The 15,023-nt window shown below is 71.1% G+C and carries 17 protein-coding genes and 1 tRNA gene; 6 read left to right on the forward strand and 12 right to left on the reverse strand.

Annotation, left to right across the window (positions count from 1 at the left end; genetic code table 11):
- The 5 genes from moaC to TX83_RS01870 form a co-directional block, all read right to left on the reverse strand.
- On the reverse strand, positions 1-528 hold a 528-nt coding region (gene moaC, locus TX83_RS23620), incomplete at its 3' end, for a cyclic pyranopterin monophosphate synthase MoaC (RefSeq protein WP_261369978.1).
- Positions 525-1,280 carry a phytanoyl-CoA dioxygenase family protein gene (locus TX83_RS23625; RefSeq protein ID WP_222423703.1) on the reverse strand — a complete coding sequence of 252 codons (756 nt, stop codon included), beginning with the start codon at positions 1,278-1,280 and terminating at the stop codon, positions 525-527. The genes moaC and TX83_RS23625, both read right to left, overlap by 4 nt.
- A 19-nt stretch (positions 1,281-1,299) precedes the next feature.
- Entirely contained in the window at positions 1,300-2,298 is a 999-nt protein-coding gene (moaA, locus tag TX83_RS01860; protein WP_064746295.1) for a GTP 3',8-cyclase MoaA, read from the reverse strand.
- Between the two features lie 60 nt (positions 2,299-2,358).
- Positions 2,359-3,114 (reverse strand): MBL fold metallo-hydrolase, encoded by a 756-nt coding sequence (locus TX83_RS01865; protein WP_064746222.1) that lies wholly within the window; start codon positions 3,112-3,114, stop codon positions 2,359-2,361.
- A 30-nt stretch (positions 3,115-3,144) separates the two neighbouring features.
- Positions 3,145-3,894 carry a 3-deoxy-D-manno-octulosonic acid kinase gene (locus TX83_RS01870; protein ID WP_064746223.1) on the reverse strand — a complete coding sequence of 250 codons (750 nt, stop codon included), beginning with the start codon at positions 3,892-3,894 and terminating at the stop codon, positions 3,145-3,147.
- 21 nt (positions 3,895-3,915) lie between these two features.
- Between TX83_RS01870 and TX83_RS01875 the strand changes: the two genes are divergently transcribed.
- On the forward strand, positions 3,916-4,998 hold the full coding sequence (locus TX83_RS01875; RefSeq protein ID WP_186442492.1) for a glycosyltransferase family 9 protein: 1,083 nt from the start codon (positions 3,916-3,918) through the stop codon (positions 4,996-4,998).
- Between the two features lie 597 nt (positions 4,999-5,595).
- A complete protein-coding gene (locus TX83_RS01880) occupies positions 5,596-6,183 on the forward strand; it encodes a hypothetical protein (RefSeq protein WP_064746224.1) in 588 nt (195 codons plus the stop codon).
- A 27-nt stretch (positions 6,184-6,210) separates the two neighbouring features.
- Here the strand turns inward: TX83_RS01880 and TX83_RS01885 are convergent, their stop codons facing one another.
- Positions 6,211-6,618 (reverse strand): DUF6165 family protein, encoded by a 408-nt coding sequence (locus TX83_RS01885; protein ID WP_064746297.1) that lies wholly within the window; start codon positions 6,616-6,618, stop codon positions 6,211-6,213.
- A gap of 130 nt (positions 6,619-6,748) precedes the next feature.
- Here TX83_RS01885 and TX83_RS01890 point away from each other — a divergent pair.
- Together TX83_RS01890 and TX83_RS01895 are read left to right on the forward strand one after the other, a co-directional pair.
- A tRNA-Ser gene (locus TX83_RS01890) sits at positions 6,749-6,839 on the forward strand.
- A 343-nt stretch (positions 6,840-7,182) separates the two neighbouring features.
- Positions 7,183-7,887 carry a PP2C family protein-serine/threonine phosphatase gene (locus TX83_RS01895; RefSeq protein ID WP_064746225.1) on the forward strand — a complete coding sequence of 235 codons (705 nt, stop codon included), beginning with the start codon at positions 7,183-7,185 and terminating at the stop codon, positions 7,885-7,887.
- A gap of 115 nt (positions 7,888-8,002) precedes the next feature.
- Here TX83_RS01895 and dnaQ read toward each other — a convergent pair whose 3' ends face one another.
- The 3 genes from dnaQ to TX83_RS01910 form a co-directional block, all read right to left on the reverse strand.
- Positions 8,003-8,737: a DNA polymerase III subunit epsilon gene (gene dnaQ / locus TX83_RS01900; RefSeq protein ID WP_064746226.1), complete on the reverse strand. Its 735-nt coding sequence runs from the start codon at positions 8,735-8,737 to the stop codon at positions 8,003-8,005.
- Positions 8,738-8,857: 120 nt separating this feature from the next.
- Positions 8,858-9,328, reverse strand: a complete 471-nt coding sequence (gene rnhA / locus TX83_RS01905) for a ribonuclease HI (RefSeq protein ID WP_064746227.1) — start codon at positions 9,326-9,328, stop codon at positions 8,858-8,860.
- Between the two features lie 31 nt (positions 9,329-9,359).
- On the reverse strand, positions 9,360-10,070 hold the full coding sequence (locus TX83_RS01910) for a methyltransferase domain-containing protein (RefSeq protein ID WP_064746228.1): 711 nt from the start codon (positions 10,068-10,070) through the stop codon (positions 9,360-9,362).
- Between the two features lie 299 nt (positions 10,071-10,369).
- On the opposite strand from TX83_RS01910, the gene gloB reads away from it, so the two are divergent.
- Positions 10,370-11,158 carry a hydroxyacylglutathione hydrolase gene (gene gloB / locus TX83_RS01915; protein ID WP_064746229.1) on the forward strand — a complete coding sequence of 263 codons (789 nt, stop codon included), beginning with the start codon at positions 10,370-10,372 and terminating at the stop codon, positions 11,156-11,158.
- Positions 11,155-12,405, forward strand: a complete 1,251-nt coding sequence (locus TX83_RS01920; protein WP_064746230.1) for a lytic transglycosylase domain-containing protein — start codon at positions 11,155-11,157, stop codon at positions 12,403-12,405. The genes gloB and TX83_RS01920 overlap by 4 nt, the downstream gene beginning before the upstream one ends.
- A gap of 123 nt (positions 12,406-12,528) precedes the next feature.
- Here TX83_RS01920 and TX83_RS01925 read toward each other — a convergent pair whose 3' ends face one another.
- From TX83_RS01925 to TX83_RS01935, 3 genes are all read right to left on the reverse strand, one after another.
- A complete protein-coding gene (locus TX83_RS01925) occupies positions 12,529-13,872 on the reverse strand; it encodes a Na+/H+ antiporter NhaC family protein (RefSeq protein WP_064746231.1) in 1,344 nt (447 codons plus the stop codon).
- A 478-nt stretch (positions 13,873-14,350) separates the two neighbouring features.
- Positions 14,351-14,587: a hypothetical protein gene (locus TX83_RS01930; protein ID WP_064746232.1), complete on the reverse strand. Its 237-nt coding sequence runs from the start codon at positions 14,585-14,587 to the stop codon at positions 14,351-14,353.
- A 119-nt stretch (positions 14,588-14,706) separates the two neighbouring features.
- The gene (locus TX83_RS01935) at positions 14,707-14,940 is read right to left on the reverse strand and encodes a hypothetical protein (protein WP_064746233.1); all 234 of its coding nucleotides are present in this window, start codon (positions 14,938-14,940) and stop codon (positions 14,707-14,709) included.
- Positions 14,941-15,023: the final 83 nt, after the last annotated feature.

A 15,023-nucleotide genomic window follows, 5' to 3' on the forward strand; every position in this document is an offset into this window, starting at 1 on the left:
CCGCCGCGATTGCGCGGCCGCCGCAGTCGCGTCGCCGTCGAATCCGCTGCGGCCGAAATCGCGCTTGCCGCCGCGCTTGCCGAGCAGGCGCGCCGGTCCGAGCACGATCGCGTGCGACAAGGCCTTGCACATGTCGTACACGGTCAGCGCCGCGACCGTGGCGCCGGTCAGCGCTTCCATCTCGACCCCGGTGCGATGCACGGTGCGCACCGCGCAGTCGATCGCCAGGCTGCGCTCGCCGTCCCAGTCGATGGCGATGCGGCAGCCATCGATCGGCAGCGGATGGCAGAACGGAATCAGTTCGTGGGTGCGCTTGACCGCGATCGTGCCGGCGACGATCGCGGTGTCGATCACCGCACCTTTCTTGCTGCGCAGGCCGCTGGCGCGCAATTGCGCCGCGACCGCGGCCGGAAACGTCACCCGGCAGCGCGCCGTCGCCTCGCGCGCGGTGGCCGCCTTGGCGGACACGTCGACCATCGCCGGGCGGCCGTCGCGGTCGATGTGGGTCAGGGTGGGCTCGGCGCTCAAATCGTCATACTCCAGCGAAGTCCGTACCCCGGCTCGCGCGGTCCGAACAGAAAATGCAGCACGCGCCGCCGCCCTTGCGGCCGGGCCGCCTTGGACGAGGCGTGCAGCAACAACGGACGCATGATAAGCAGATCGCCGGGCTGCGCGCTGCACTCGACCTCGCCGGAACGGGCGCGCAATGCCCGGGCCTGCGCCATGCCCAAGCGGCCGTGACGATGCGAGGCCGGCACCACGCGCAACGGGCCGTCGTCGCTTTCGCACGGGTCCAGATGCAGGCGCACGATCGTCAGGCGCTCCAGCAACTCCGCAGGAGGCTGGACGAAATCGACGCCCTGCTTGCGCGACCAGCCGCTCAACTGCGCGCACTCCACCCGGCCGGCGACCGGCACGCACAGATCCTGATGCCAGCCGACCTTCCAATTGCGCGCGCCGCTCTTGCGGAACAGAGTGCATTGCACCGCGACGGCATCGCGATCCAGCGCGCCGACCCCGGCCAGCCTCCGCCGCAGCGGCGCCACCAGCGCCGCGCACGCCGGATGGGCGAGCAGATCGCGCGTGCCGGCGTCGTCTTCGTCCATCGCCTGCGCAGCGGGATCGGCCTGCGCGCCCGCCTGCGCCACGCAGGCGGCCGACACCGCACCCGGCCAGTGCACGAATCCGAGCGCGCCCAAGCGCCCGGCGGGCGTGGCCGGGACCGCCGCGACGGCGGTCGCGGTCCCGTCGGGACGCTGTCGGGTGCGCGCTATGGACACGACAAGCCTCCGGCTGCGCTCAACCGCCGATCAGGAACATTTCCACGTGCCGGCGAGGGCGCGGCGCATCGGCGGCGCGCAATTCGCTATAGCGGTCGCCGCGTCGCGACCACAGCTCGGCCAGATGGGCGGCGAAGGCGTCCTCGCCCTGGGCCAGCGGCGGGCGCAGGTCGCTGCCCTCGGCAGCGAACAGGCAGGTGTACAGACGCCCGTCGGCGGACACCCGGGCGCGGTGGCAGTCGCCGCAGAACGGCGCGCTGATCGAAGACACGAAACCGATCTCGCCGGCGCCGTCGGCGAAGCCGTAGCGCGAGGCGACCTCGCCGCGATAGTTGGCGTCGAGCGCGCGCAGCGGCCAGCGCGCATGGATGCGGTCGCGCAACGCTTGCGACGGCACTACCCCGGCCTGGCTCCAGCCGTTGCAATTGCCGACGTCCATGTATTCGATGAAACGCAGCACGTCGCCGCCGGCGCGGAAGCGTTCCACCAGGGGCAGCACCTGGTCTTCGTTGACTCCGCGCTGGACCACGCAGTTGAGCTTGATCGCCCCGAACCCAGCGGCGTGCGCGGCGTCGAGGCCGGCGAGCACGTCGGCGACCTCGCCGCGGCCGCCGGACAGGCGCCGGAACAAATCCGGATCGAGCGCGTCCAGGCTGACGGTGAGACGGCGCAGGCCGGCTTCGCGCAACGCCCGCGCGTGCCGCGCCAGCAACGAGCCGTTGGTGGTCAGGGCCAGATCGTCCAGGCCGGGAATCGCCGCCAGGCGCGCGATCAGCTCGGGCAGGCGCTTGCGCAGCAAGGGCTCGCCGCCGGTCAGGCGCAGCTTGCGCACGCCGACGCGGACGAAGCCGCGCACCAGGGTTTCGATCTGGTCGAAACTCAGCCGCCCGGCCGCGTCCAGGCCGTAGTCGTCGCCGACCCGTTCGGCGGGCATGCAATACGGGCAGCGGAAATTGCAGGCGTCGATGACCGACAGGCGCAAGTCGCGCAGCGGCCGCCCGAGCCGGTCGAGCGGCAGCGCCGGCGCCGCTGCGCCAGCGGCCCGTGCGGCAAGTTCCTGCGCGGCAACGGCATTCACCTAGGACGGCACCTGGGTCTCGAGGGGCTCGGCCAGATCGATCACCTCGCCCGGCCTCCCCACACGATACCCCCGCGCGGCCAGCGCGTCGCCTTCTTCGCGGCTGCCGTAGTGGTACAGGACGCAGCGGTTCAGCAATTCGCGCGGGTACTCGCGCTCCAGGTCCTCGATGCCGCTGTGCGAGGGATTGCCGTGCAGGGCGCAGTCGTGGGCGATCAGCTCGCCGGCATCGGCGTACTTGGCCAGCACCTCGGGGATCGGCCGGGTATCGCCGGTCCAGATCGCACTGCCGCGCAGGCGCAGGCCGAAGGCGCTGTCGGGCCAGTGATGGCGGGTGGCGAACACTTCCAGGCGCTGGCCGTCGTGCCAGAAATGGCCGCTGACCGGGACCAGCTGGAACGCGTCCCAGAAGTTCACCCCGCCCTCGGCCAGCACGTTGGGATAGTCGGCCACACGCTGGTGCAGCAGCGGCACCACCGGCGCCGGCACGTACAGGCGCACCTTGCCGCGCCGCTGCGGGTCGAAGTAATGGGCGACGAACAGGCGCTCGAAGCCGGCGACGTGATCGAGGTGGGTGTGGGTGACGAACAGCGCCTCGGGCATCCGGCCGTAGTGGGCCAGATAGGCGGTCAGCCCCTCGCCGCCGCAGTCGACGGTCAGCCACGGCTCGCCGTCGCGCTCCAGCGTCGCCATCGCCGACCCCAATTCCACCGCCGACGCATTGCCGACGCCGTGCAGACGCAACCGCCAACTCATGCCCACCCTCGCCTTTGACCGATCACTCTTTCAGTAACCACGTTCCCAGGCGCGGTCATAGGCCGTGCGCAGTCGGGCGAAATCGCGTTCGACCTCGGCCGGCGTGCGCGCGCCGCGCAGCTTGAGCAGCGAGCGCAGCAGCCGGGCCAGATTGCGCTCGCGCCAGGCCGTGGCCGGGATGCGGATCGCGCCGCGGTCCAGATCGATGACCCAGCCGCGGCCGCCGCTGTCGAACAGCAAGTTGGTGGCGTTGAGGTCGGCGTGGTCGAGCCCGGCGCGATGGCAGCGCGCGATCAATCGGCCGGCCTCTTCCCAGGGCGCGCCGTCGCCGGCCACCGCGGCGCGGTCGGCCAGCGAACGCACGTCGCCCAGGCGCTCGATCAGGATCGCCGCGTAATAGTGCAGCCCGTCGCGCCGGTACCAGGCGGCGACCGGCATCGGCACCGGCAGACCCTTGCGCGCGACCTCGCGGGTCAGGCGGAACTCGGCGAAACTGCGGGTTCGGTGCGCACCGCGCCACCAATAGCGATCGCGGTTGAAACGCGCGACCAGGCCGCCGCGCAGGTAGCGCCGCAGCACCACCTGACCGAACGGCGCATCCACGAACCAGGCCCCGCCGCGGCCGCCGCTGTCGACCGGCTGCGCCTTGGCGCCCCAATGCGCGGGCGAGAACCACTCCGGCTGCGCTTGCTGCACCCGCTCGCGGTCGAACAGAATCGCACCGTAACCGCTGTCGTCGCGGTACGGCGTCAGTCCCTCGGCGGCGTCATAACCCGTCATCCGTCCGAGTCTAACAAGCACGTGACCCAATCGCCTCTCAGTTCTTCGCCTTCCCTGTGCCTGCTGCGCCTGTCGGCGCTGGGCGACGTGACCCATGTCGTGCCGCTGGTCCACACCCTGCGCGCGGCGCGGCCGCAGGCCTCGATCGTGTGGCTGATCGGCAAGGGCGAGCGACGCCTGCTCGACGGCCTGGAGGGGGTCGAGTTCGTCGAATACGACAAGAAGACCGGCTTGGCCGGGATGCGCGCGGTCCGCCGCGCGCTGCGCCAGCGCGAACTGCCCGGCGGGCGCTTCGAGGCGCTGCTGCAGATGCAGGTGGCCGCGCGCGCCAACCTGCTGTCGGCCTTCGTCCCGGCCCGGCGCAGGATCGGCTACGACCGCTCGCGCTCCAAGGACCTGCACGGCCTGTTCGTCAACGAACGCATCGCCGACCGGCCCGGCATCCACGTGCTCGACGCGATCGGCAGCTTCTGCGAGCCGCTCGGCCTGCGCCAGACCGAGGTGCGCTGGGACTTGCCGGTGCCCGACGAGGCGCGCGAATGGGCGCGCGCGCAATGGCCGCAGGACGGCGTGCCGACCTTGCTGATTTCGCCCTGCTCCAGCCATGTCCTGCGCAATTGGCGCAGCGAACGCTACGCCGCGGTCGCCGACCACGCCGCCGGCCAGGGCTGGCGGGTGGTGCTGTGCGGCGGCCGCAGCCAGCTCGAACGCGACACCGCCGACGCCATCCTCGCCGCCATGCGCCATCCGGCCTTGGATCTGGTCGGCAAGGACACGCTCAAGCAACTGCCGGCCCTGCTCGAACGCGGCCACCTGCTGATGACTCCCGACTCCGGACCGATGCACATCGCCAACGCGATGGGCACCAAGGTGTTGGGCCTGCACGCGGCCAGCAACCCGGCGCGCAGCGGGCCCTACAGCGACCGCCGCTACTGCGCCGACCGCTACGACGACGCCGCGCGCAAGTACCTCGGCAAGCCCGCGGCGGAGATCGGCTGGGGCCGCAAGATCGAGCACGCCGGGGTGATGGACCTGATCACGGTCGAGGACGGCATCGCCGCGTTCGAGCGCTATCGCGCCGACCACCCCGCCGCCGGCGCATGAGCCCGGCGACCGCGGCCGATACGCCGCCGGCGCCGCCGGAACGTTTGCCGGCCGCCGGCCGGCGCCACGACTACCGGTGCTTCTGGGACCACCGAGGCGCGACCGGCCGGGTCGACACGAGCTTGCTTGAGTCAGTGGCATCCGGCGCCGCTCGTGGTCGCGCGCGAGCGTTAAGCCACCGCCGGGCACTGGATGACGGGCAAGACCGGGCTGTTCGGCGCAGCGCAGGCCCGGCGCGGATACTTGACCAGGGACGCCCCCGGACGGGCCAAGGCCCTGGACCGGGAAATCGCCGAGCTCGATGAGACGACCTGGACCGGCGAGCGTTATCCCTCCCGGGCGGCCGGGAACCTGGCCGAGTTCGGCCCGGCTTCTGCTCGGCACCGGTGCGCCCCTCCACGTCGAGGCCAGCCCGCTCGCCCCGGTCTGGGGCGGTCTGGGGGGGGGCATCGGACGGGCCGCCGATCAGCCCGACACGCCCCACCCGGGCCGTGGGCGCGGCCTGAATCCGCTCGGTTTTGCGTTAATGGAAGTGCGGCGTCGCCTGGCCGACACGGTCCGATGCGACGTTGAACCGATCCCACCGAGATGCCCCCCATGGCTTCGGCCGCCTTCGCCGATTTCCACGCGCCGCCGCCCGGTTCCCTGCCCGCCGACCTGGAGGCGCTGCTGCGTCTGTGGCAGCGCCAGCATCCGCCCTTGCTGCATCTGCTCGCCGAACTGGGTTGCACGGTGATCGATCGCGACTACCAGCCGGCCCTGCTCGATCCGGAGGGGTATTTGAGCCGCAGCGACCTCGCCGACCCGGCGGTGCGCGCCCATCATGCCGCGATCGAAGGCGTCAGCGCCTACATCAGCTTCGTGATCGAGAACGACGAGGGCGAAGTGATCGGCTATTGGCACGGCCCGGAGCAGCGTTCGCTGCACGAAGCGCCGATCGTCAAGCTGGACGCCGAAGGACGCTTCGAACTGCTGCCGGGCCGGCACCTGATCGAGGCCCTGCTGGGCGATCTCGGCCGCGGCGATCCCGCGGCGCTGGGCGAGCTCGCCCGGCTGTTCGCCGGGCTGGGCATCGTCGCGCCGGCGCGCGGTCGCGGCGAGCCGGTCTGGCCGGACGCGGCCACCCACCCGGCCAGCCTGCAGCAACGCCTGTACGAGGCGGCGCTGGACCCGCGCCGCCACTAGCCTGCGGGTACGCCCGCGGCGCGGACTTCAGCCGATCGGGCCGGTGCCGTAGTCCTGGTAGGACTTCTCTTCGACGTAGGTCGAGCCCAGGGCCAGGTTGATCTGCTTCTTGACCCGCGCGCGCTCGTCGTTCTCGACGTAGACCGAACGCGCCAGGCGGATGAACTCGGCGTCGAATTCCTGGCGCTTTTCCTTGATCCGGATGTCGTCCTCGATTACCCACAGGCGCTCGTTGACCGCCTTGAGGTCGGCGCGCAGGCGGACGATGTCGTGGCCGGCGGCCGGGTGCGCCATCCAGGTCTTCTCCAGCGCGGTCAGCTCGTTGCGCACGTTGACCAGCTTGGCCTCGTCGGTCATGCGCTCGGACTTGATCTGCAGGATCGCGATCTTGTCGAGCAGTTCGCCAAAGGACACCGGGACCAGGATTTCGGACATGTCGCGCAGCCGTTCATTGCCGTAGGGGCGGCTAGTGTAGCCCGCGGCGCCAAGGGCCGCCGGAGGCTCCGGCACGAACCGCTTGTCGGCGGGCGCGGCAGCCCGTATCATTCTCGGCTCGCACGCACCCGGAGAGGTGGCAGAGCGGTTGATTGTACCTGACTCGAAATCAGGCGTACGTTTATAGCGTACCGGGGGTTCGAATCCCCCCCTCTCCGCCAGATACGCAACACGACGGGTCCTTCGGGGCCCGTTTTGTTTTTCCGGCGACGCGCCCGGCCACGGCGGCGACAGCGCGTCGCCGAGTCCGGCACGGCGGCGGCGCAGGCTTCATCCTCGGTTGGGCCGACGCAGGCCAGGCTGCGGACACGATCACGTCGCACGCAACGCCGGTTCACGCGCGCGAGCGGGCGACGTCGATCCTCAACGCATACACGGCCTTCATCCGCCCTCGTGCATGAAGCCGTGCAGGGATCACGCTTTCTTGCTACGCGGCCGCTGGACCGCGATGATTCCGTTCATTGCATTGGCGCACACGACGGACGCGAACGGCACGACCGGCAGATGATCGAATTCGGACACCTCACGCACGTCGGCCTGCGCCGCGAACTCAACGAAGACACCTACTACGGTGACAGCGAACTCGGGCTGTGGCTGGTCGCCGACGGCATGGGCGGCCACGAGTACGGCGAGGTCGCCAGCGCGCTCGCGCGCGAGGTGATCGTGCGCGAGGTGCGCAACGGCACCGCCCTGGCGCAGGCGATCCGGATCGCCGACGAAGAGATCATCCGCATGTCGCGGCGGCGCAACGAAGCCCTGCCGATGGGCACCACGGTGGTCGCCGCGCGCATCGCCGGCAACCGCTTCGAAGTGGCCTGGGTCGGCGACAGCCGGGTGTATCTGTGGCGCGACGGCCACCTGGCCCAGTTGTCGCAAGACCACAGCTATGTGCAGGAGCTGATCGCCAACGGCGCGATCACCCACGAACAGGCGCGCAGCCATCCGCACCGCAACGTGGTGACCCAGGCCCTGGGCGTGACCGACCCGCGCAATCTCAACGTCGAGACCATGACCGGCGAGCTGCGCTCGGGCATGCAGTTGCTGCTGTGCAGCGACGGCCTGACCGAGGAGGTCGACGACCGCAGCATCGCCCGGGTGCTGGCGCACAACGACTGCAGCGCGCAGGAGTGCGTCGACTCCCTGGTCGCCGCGGCGCTGGACGGCGGCGGCTCGGACAACGTCACCGTGGTGCTGGTGCGCAGCCACTGAAGCGGCGCCGCAGGCGATTGGACGTCTTTAGACGGGCCGCGAAAATCGAATGATTTTCAAAAAAATCCAAAACGCGCCGCCTGCCGGCGCGTTGCATCGTGGGCGCGGCCCGCGCTCAGGCCTCGGCCGCTTCCAGCGCCGGCTCCGGCAGGACCTGGTCCCACACGCACTTGCCGGCCTTCTTGCGCAGCTTCTCCAGCCGCACGCGATGCGCGGCCAGTTCGTCCGCATGCACCACCACCCGCGGCCGCGCCGCGCCGAGGTCGACCTGGAGGCTGACCTGGGCGTTCTGCGTCGCCACGGCGGTGTCGCCGAAGCCGATCTCTTCCTGCCCCGAGGTCAGGGCGATGTAGACCTCGCCCAGGATCTGGGCGTCGAGCAGCGCGCCATGCAGCTGACGGTGCGAGTTGTCCACGCCCAGGCGCTTGCACAGCGCGTCGAGCGAGTTGCGCTGGCCGGGGAAGCGCTGCCGCGCCAGCAGCAGCGAGTCTTCGATGTTGCTGACGTGGTCGGCGAGCTTGCCGTACTGAGCGCCGCAGATCGACAGCTCGTTGTTGAGGAAGCCGACGTCGAAGGCCGCGTTGTGGATGATCAGCTCGGCGCCCTGGATGAAGGCCAGGAATTCCTCGACCACCGCTTCCATCGGCGGCTCGTTGGCCAGCCGTTCCAGCGACAGGCCGGTCACTTCCTGCGCGCCGGCCTCGAACTCGCAATCGGGCTTGATGTACTGGTGATACGTGCGGCCGGTCGGGCGGCGCTCGATGAACTCGACGCAACCGATTTCGACCACGCGGTTGCCGCGTTCCCAGCTCAGGCCGGTGGTTTCGGTGTCCAGGATGATTTGGCGCATGGGGGGATTGTCTCAGATGCGTGGAAGGAGCGCGCGGCGGCCGACACGATGCCGGGCGGCCTGGTCGCGTGCCAGGCGCCTGTGCGCCGCTGCCGGTCTTCGCGGATTCTCGTCAGTGCATTACGGTCGGTAGGGCCGCAGCCGTTCCGCCTGCACGCGCGCCAGGGTGTCCACGCGCTCGTTGTCCGGGTCGCCGGAATGGCCCTTGACCCACTTCCACTCGATCGAATGGCGCAGGGTCGCCGCGTGCAGGCGCTCCCACAGGTCGCGGTTCTTGACCGGGTCGCCGCCGGCGGTCTTCCAGCCCTTGCGCACCCAGTTGTTGATCCACTGGGTGATGCCCTGGCGCACGTACTGCGAGTCGGTGGTCAGCACCACCCGGCACGGCTCGTTGAGCGCTTCCAGGGCCATGATCGCGCCCATCAGCTCCATGCGGTTGTTGGTGGTGTCCGGCTCGCCGCCGGACAGCTCGCGCTCGCGGCCCTTGTAACGCAGCAAGGCGGCCCAGCCGCCGGGCCCGGGGTTGCCGAGGCAGGCGCCATCGGTGTTGATCTCGACGGTCTTTTCGACGCCCGTACTGGTTTGGCTCACGCAACGGCTTCTCTTGAACGGCAGCCGGACATTATCGCCGTTGCGCGCCCCGGGTCGAGCCACGCTGCGCGCGCGGAATCAAACCGCCGCTGCCCTGCCAACGCAGCACTTGCAGCCGCGCCGGCGGAATCGCCGCGTGCACGCGCTTGGTCAGGCTCAGCGCGACCCCGGCGCGGAACACGTCGGCCGCGGCCACCCCGGCGTCGCCGTGCGCGACCCGCCAGCGCGGCCCCAGCCATTGCAGGCTGACCGAATCGGCGGCGAAGCCGGACACGCGCAGCATCGCCTGCCAGTGGCCGGCATCGCGCGCGGCCAGGCCGCTGCGCGCCCAGCGCAGACGGTACGGGCTCCAGGGGTTCAGGGTCGCCAGCCACAGTCGCCCGCCGGGGGCCAGGATGCGCGCGCATTCGCTCAGCAGCGGCCGCGGGTCGACCCCGTCGTCGAACACGTGCTGCAGCAGGACCGCGCCGAAGGCCTCGCTGGCCAGGGGCAGCGGCAGGCGGCAGCGGACCGCGCCGTCGAAACCGAGCCGGCTGCGGCGCAGGACCACCCCGCGCCCGCGCGGCGGCGAAGCCGCGGGCAGTCCGAACCAGGCCCAGGGCAAGGCCGGACTGGCCGCCAGGACCCGGCTCATCGCCGCCGCCTCGACCTCGAGCAGCCCCTGACCGGCGACCTCGCCGAACCAGTGCAGGGCGCTGGCGGAGTCGGTCTCGGGTTGACGGCCGTGGGACAGGGCGGGCATGTTCGCGTCTCGCAGGGACGGGGCGGAGCCGGCGGGGAAGCGCCGCTGCGCCGGAGGCGGCTTCCGGACGGAACCGGGGCGCCGCCAGGGTCGCAGATCGCCGTGACACTACCGCCGGCGGCGGAACCGTCGGCGACAGCGCGCCGCCTGTCCCGCAAACCCGACCCGGCGACCGGCCCAGGCCGTTCCCGGACCGCGGCGACCGCTACGCCCGGACTGTGCGCCTCCCGCGCCGGCCAGGCAAGCCGAGCCCCAGCCCCGCCGGCGATCCGGCGCCGGCGTTCGCCAGGAGACCGACGATGCGGCTGCTCGCCCTGCCCGCCCTCAGCGACAACTACATCTGGGCCCTGTGCGGCAGCGACGACGAGACCGCGCTGATCGTCGACCCGGGCGACGCCGCGCCGGTGCTGGCCGCGGCCGCGAACGGCCTGCGCCCGGTCGGAATCTTGCTGACCCACCACCACAACGACCACATCGGCGGCACCGCCGCGCTGCGCGAGCGCTGGCCGGGTCTGCCGGTATTCGCCCCCGACGATGAGCGCATCGGCGACGCCACGGTGCGGGTCGACGACGGCATCCGGGTGCATGTCGCCGGCTGGACCTTGCAGGTCCTGGCGGTACCGGGCCATACCCGCAGCCACGTGGCTTATTACCTGGATCGCAGCGGCAACGGCGGCCAACGCCTGCTGTTCAGCGGCGACACCTTGTTCAGCCTGGGCTGCGGCCGGCTGTTCGAAGGTACCGCCGCACAGATGCTGAGCTCGCTGACCCGGCTGGCGGCCCTGCCGGACGACACCCGGGTCTGCTGCGGACACGAATACACCCTGGCCAACGGCGCTTTCGCGCGCGTGGTCGAACCCGACAATCCGGCGCTGTCGCGCCGCATCGAACAGGCCCAGAGCATGCGCAACGCCGGACGTCCCTCGGTTCCCAGTTCGCTCGGCGAGGAACGCGCGACCAACCCCTTCCTGCGCAGCCGCGAGGCTTCCGTGCTGCGCAGCCTGACCGCCCGCCTGGGCCGCGCGCCGGCCGACGAGGTCGAAGCCTTCGCCGAGCTGCGGCGTTGGAAAGACGGGTTCCAGGCGTGAACGCCGTCGCTGCGCGCGGCGCTCGCCGCCGGCTGCTGGGCGCGGCCCTGGCCTGCTCGCTCGGCCTGGGCGGTGCCACCGCGGCCTTCGCCGAACCGCCTGCGACCGCCAAGCCCGCGACCGCCGTCGACGAGCCCGCAGCCGCGACCCGCAACGGCCGCGAGATCTATCGCCGCTTCCGCGAAGGGTTGGCCGACCCGAGCTGCGAACCCGGAGCCAGCAGCCGCTGGCGCCAGCATTTCGCCACTGCGCCCAAGCGCCTGGCCGCCTCCGACGACGACCTGCTGCCGCTGTTCGGCTACGTGGTCGACGCCCTGCGCGAGGCCGGCCTGCCGACCGAGTACGCGCTGATTCCGTTCGTCGAAAGCGGCTACCGCCCCGGCGCGCGCAGCGCCGCCGGCCCGGCCGGGCTGTGGCAGATGATCGCGATGACCGCGCGCAACCACCGCGTGCCGATGCGCGAGGGCTACGACGGCCGCCTGTCGCCGGTCGAATCGACCCGCGCCGCGGTGCGCTACCTCAAGACCCTGCATGGCATGTTCGGCGGCGACTGGCGGCTGACGGTGATGGCCTACAACGCCGGCGAATACCGCGTGCTCAATGCGGTCAAGCGCGCCGGCACGCCGATCGCCCAGACCCGTCACGACCGCCTCAGCGGCCTGTCCGACATCACCACGTCCTACGTGCGCAAGCTGCACGCCCTGTCTTGCCTGATGGAACAAGCCGACGACCGCGACGAGTGGCTGGCCGCGCTGGACCGGCCGGTGCCGCGACTGGATGCGGTGGAGGTGCCCTCCGACGTCGACAGCATCGGCGAGTGGGCCGCGCGCACCGGCCAGAACGCCGCGCAGTTGCTGCGCCTGAACCCGGCCTTCCGCGACGGCCGCATCGCCCGTGCCGGCGGCAAGCGCGCGCCGCTGCTGGCGGTGGCGGCGCCGGCGGTCGGCACGCCGGGGCCGGTCGCGGCCGACCTCGCGGTCGTCGAGGGCGCCCTGTCATCGGGCCCGGCCGTCGCGGCCGAAACCGCGCGCACCGAGGCGTCGGTCGACGAAGACGTCGCCGCGCCGCGCGAGCCCAAGGCCCCGCGCCGCCACACCGTCGGCCGCGGCGACAACGCCTGGAGCATCGCCAAGCGCTACCGCATCCGCGTCGCCGACCTGCTGCAGCGCAACGGCCTGACCGCCAAGGCCGTGCTCAAGCCCGGCCAGGCGCTGCTGATCGACGCCCCCGGGCGCACGCAGGACTGAATCCGCATCGCGGCAAGGCGGCGTGCGCCTGTGCGCCTGCTCCGCGTCCCAACGCAAGCAGCCCGGCCAAAGCCGGGCTGCATCGCGGACAAATCGGGCCGATCGTCCTGCGTGTCGCTGGGTTCAGCCCACCGCCGCCTCGGCCGTGCGCTTGCGCGAAGGCCACAGCATAGCGACCAGGGTGATGCCGCCGAGCAGCCAGCTGTAGTGGACGTTGCCGACCAGTTGCAGCGGCGAGACCTTGCTCAAGGACGCGGCGAGCAGGATCTGCGCGCCGTAGGGCAGCACGCCCTGGGTCACGCAGGCGAAGATGTCGAGCACGCTGGCCGCGCGCGCCGGCGGCACGCCGTGCTGCTGGGCGACATCGCGGGCCAGGCCGCCGCTGATCAGGATCGCGACCGTGTTGTTGGCGGTGAACACGTCGGTGGTCGCCGACAGCGCGGCGATGCTGATTTCGCCGGCGCGGCGGCTGCGGTGGCCGCGGGCGAACTTGCCGATCGTCTGCGCCAGCCAGGCCAGCCCGCCGGCGGCCTTCATCAGCGCGCCCAGGCCGCCGACCAGCAACGACAGCAGGGTGATCTCGACCATGCTCTCGAAGCCGTCCCAGATGTGGCTGGTGTAGGCGGCGAAGCCGAAGTCCTCGGCGAAGAACACGCCGAACAGGCCGGCCACGACCAACCCCAGGCTGAGCACGATGATCACGTCGATGCCGGCGATGGCCAGGCCGAGCACGATCAGGTAGGGCAGGATCAACCAGGGCGAGACCGGATCGGGCGTGTCGACCGGCGCGGTCTCGCCGAGGAAGCCGAGCAGCACCAGGGTGGCCAGCGCCGCCGGCAGCGCCAGCTTGAAGTTCTCGCGGAACTTCTCGCGCATGGTGCAGCCCTGGGTGCGGCTGGCGACGATCGCGGTGTCGGAGATCACCGACAGGTTGTCGCCGAAGGTGGCGCCGCCGATCACCGCGCCCAGCACCAGCGCGCGGTCCAGGCCGGAAGCGTCGGACACGCCCAGCGCGATCGGCGCGACCGCGGCGATGGTGCCCATCGAGGTGCCCAGCGACATCGAGATGAAGCCGGCGACCACGAACAGCGCCGGCAGCAGCAACGCCGGGTGTACGTTGCCGACGCCCAGCGCCACGATGGCGTCGACCGCGCCGATCGCCTTGGACACTTCGACGAAGCCGCCGGCGAGCAGGAAGATCAGGCACATCAGCACCACGTTGTGGTCGCCCATGCCCTGCAGCAGGGTCTCCAGCGGCTTGATCCCGCGCCGCCAGGCGATGAACGCGGCCAGCGCCAGCGCCGGCAGGATCGCCACCGGCGCATGCAGCTGGTAGAAGCCCATCGCATCGCCGTGCGCGGTGAAGTACAGCCCGGCGCCGAAGAACAGGGCCAGGAACACCAGCAGCGGGCTCAGCGCCAGCGCGCTCGGGGACAACGGCGCGCCAGGGCGGGACGATTCATTCATCGCTTCATCCGAATGGATTAGAAAACTTGGCGATTTTGCAGCGCAGCATCACGGATGTCGAGTGCTGGGGGTGGAAAGCTGGGATTCGGGATTCGGGATTCGGGATTCGGGATTCGGAATTCGGGATTCGGGGGCGGGCCGAGGCTGGGGATATTCGTTGCCGGCGGAGCCGGCGGCTGGGTCTGCCGCGCTTGATCCGCCCTCGCCCCAATCCTTTTCCGCAAGCGGGAGAGGGAGCGCTACGCGGCTATGTTGCCCCCTTCCCCCTCCCATCCTCCCCCTTTCCCTTCCACCTATCCCCTCTCCTCCTTCCCGGCCGCTCTTCCCTCCTCCCGCTTGCGGGAGAAGGGGCCCGCAGGGGGATGAGGGCAGCGCACCAACGAAAACGGGGCGCCCGCAGGCGCCCCGTCGATAACGCGATGGCCGGCCGGCGCGAGGCCGTCGTCCACTGGACGGCCCACGGCGGCGCCACGCCCGCTCAGATCACGATGATGCAGCGGCCGTAGCGGTCGCAGATCGCATAGGTCTGCCACACGCCTTCGTCGCACAGGTAAATCCGCGAGCTGCCGTCGTGCGCACGCTCCGTCACCCGCTGCCCCTGGTTGGCGGCCGTGCAGGTGCCCGGCGCCGGGATCGCGGCGACGGTGCCGGCGGCGCTCATCAACACGATCGCCGCGAACGCGATCGCCCTGCCCTTCATCTTCCTGATCTTCATGGATGCCTCAATGCATGCAAGGTGCCGCCGGGACAACGCGCGCGATGCGGCGCCATAGGCGCGCATCGGCGGCGCGGCCGGCAGTCGGCGGCGTCCTGCCGGACTCATGCCGGGATCGATCAGATCACGATGGTGCAACCGCGGTAATCGCAGATCGCGTACAGCAGCCACACCCCGTCCTCGCATTGGTAGATGCGCGAGGTGCCGTTGGGTCCGTATTCCTTGATCCGCTGCCCCTGGTTTTCCGCGGTGCAGGTACCGCGCGGCGGAATCGCCGCGACGGTGCCGGCGGCGCCGATCAACGCGATCGCCGCGAATGCGATCGCCTTCCCCTTCATCTTCCTGATCTTCATGACGTTCCTCGATGCGAACCTGACCGCCGGTATGCGGGGCCGCCGCCGCTCCCCAGCGGTGGCGGACATCGATGCGCGCGCGG

It is taken from the genome of Lysobacter antibioticus HS124 (assembly GCF_000336385.2).
In the GTDB taxonomy this organism is placed as follows: Bacteria; Pseudomonadota; Gammaproteobacteria; order Xanthomonadales; family Xanthomonadaceae; genus Lysobacter; species Lysobacter firmicutimachus.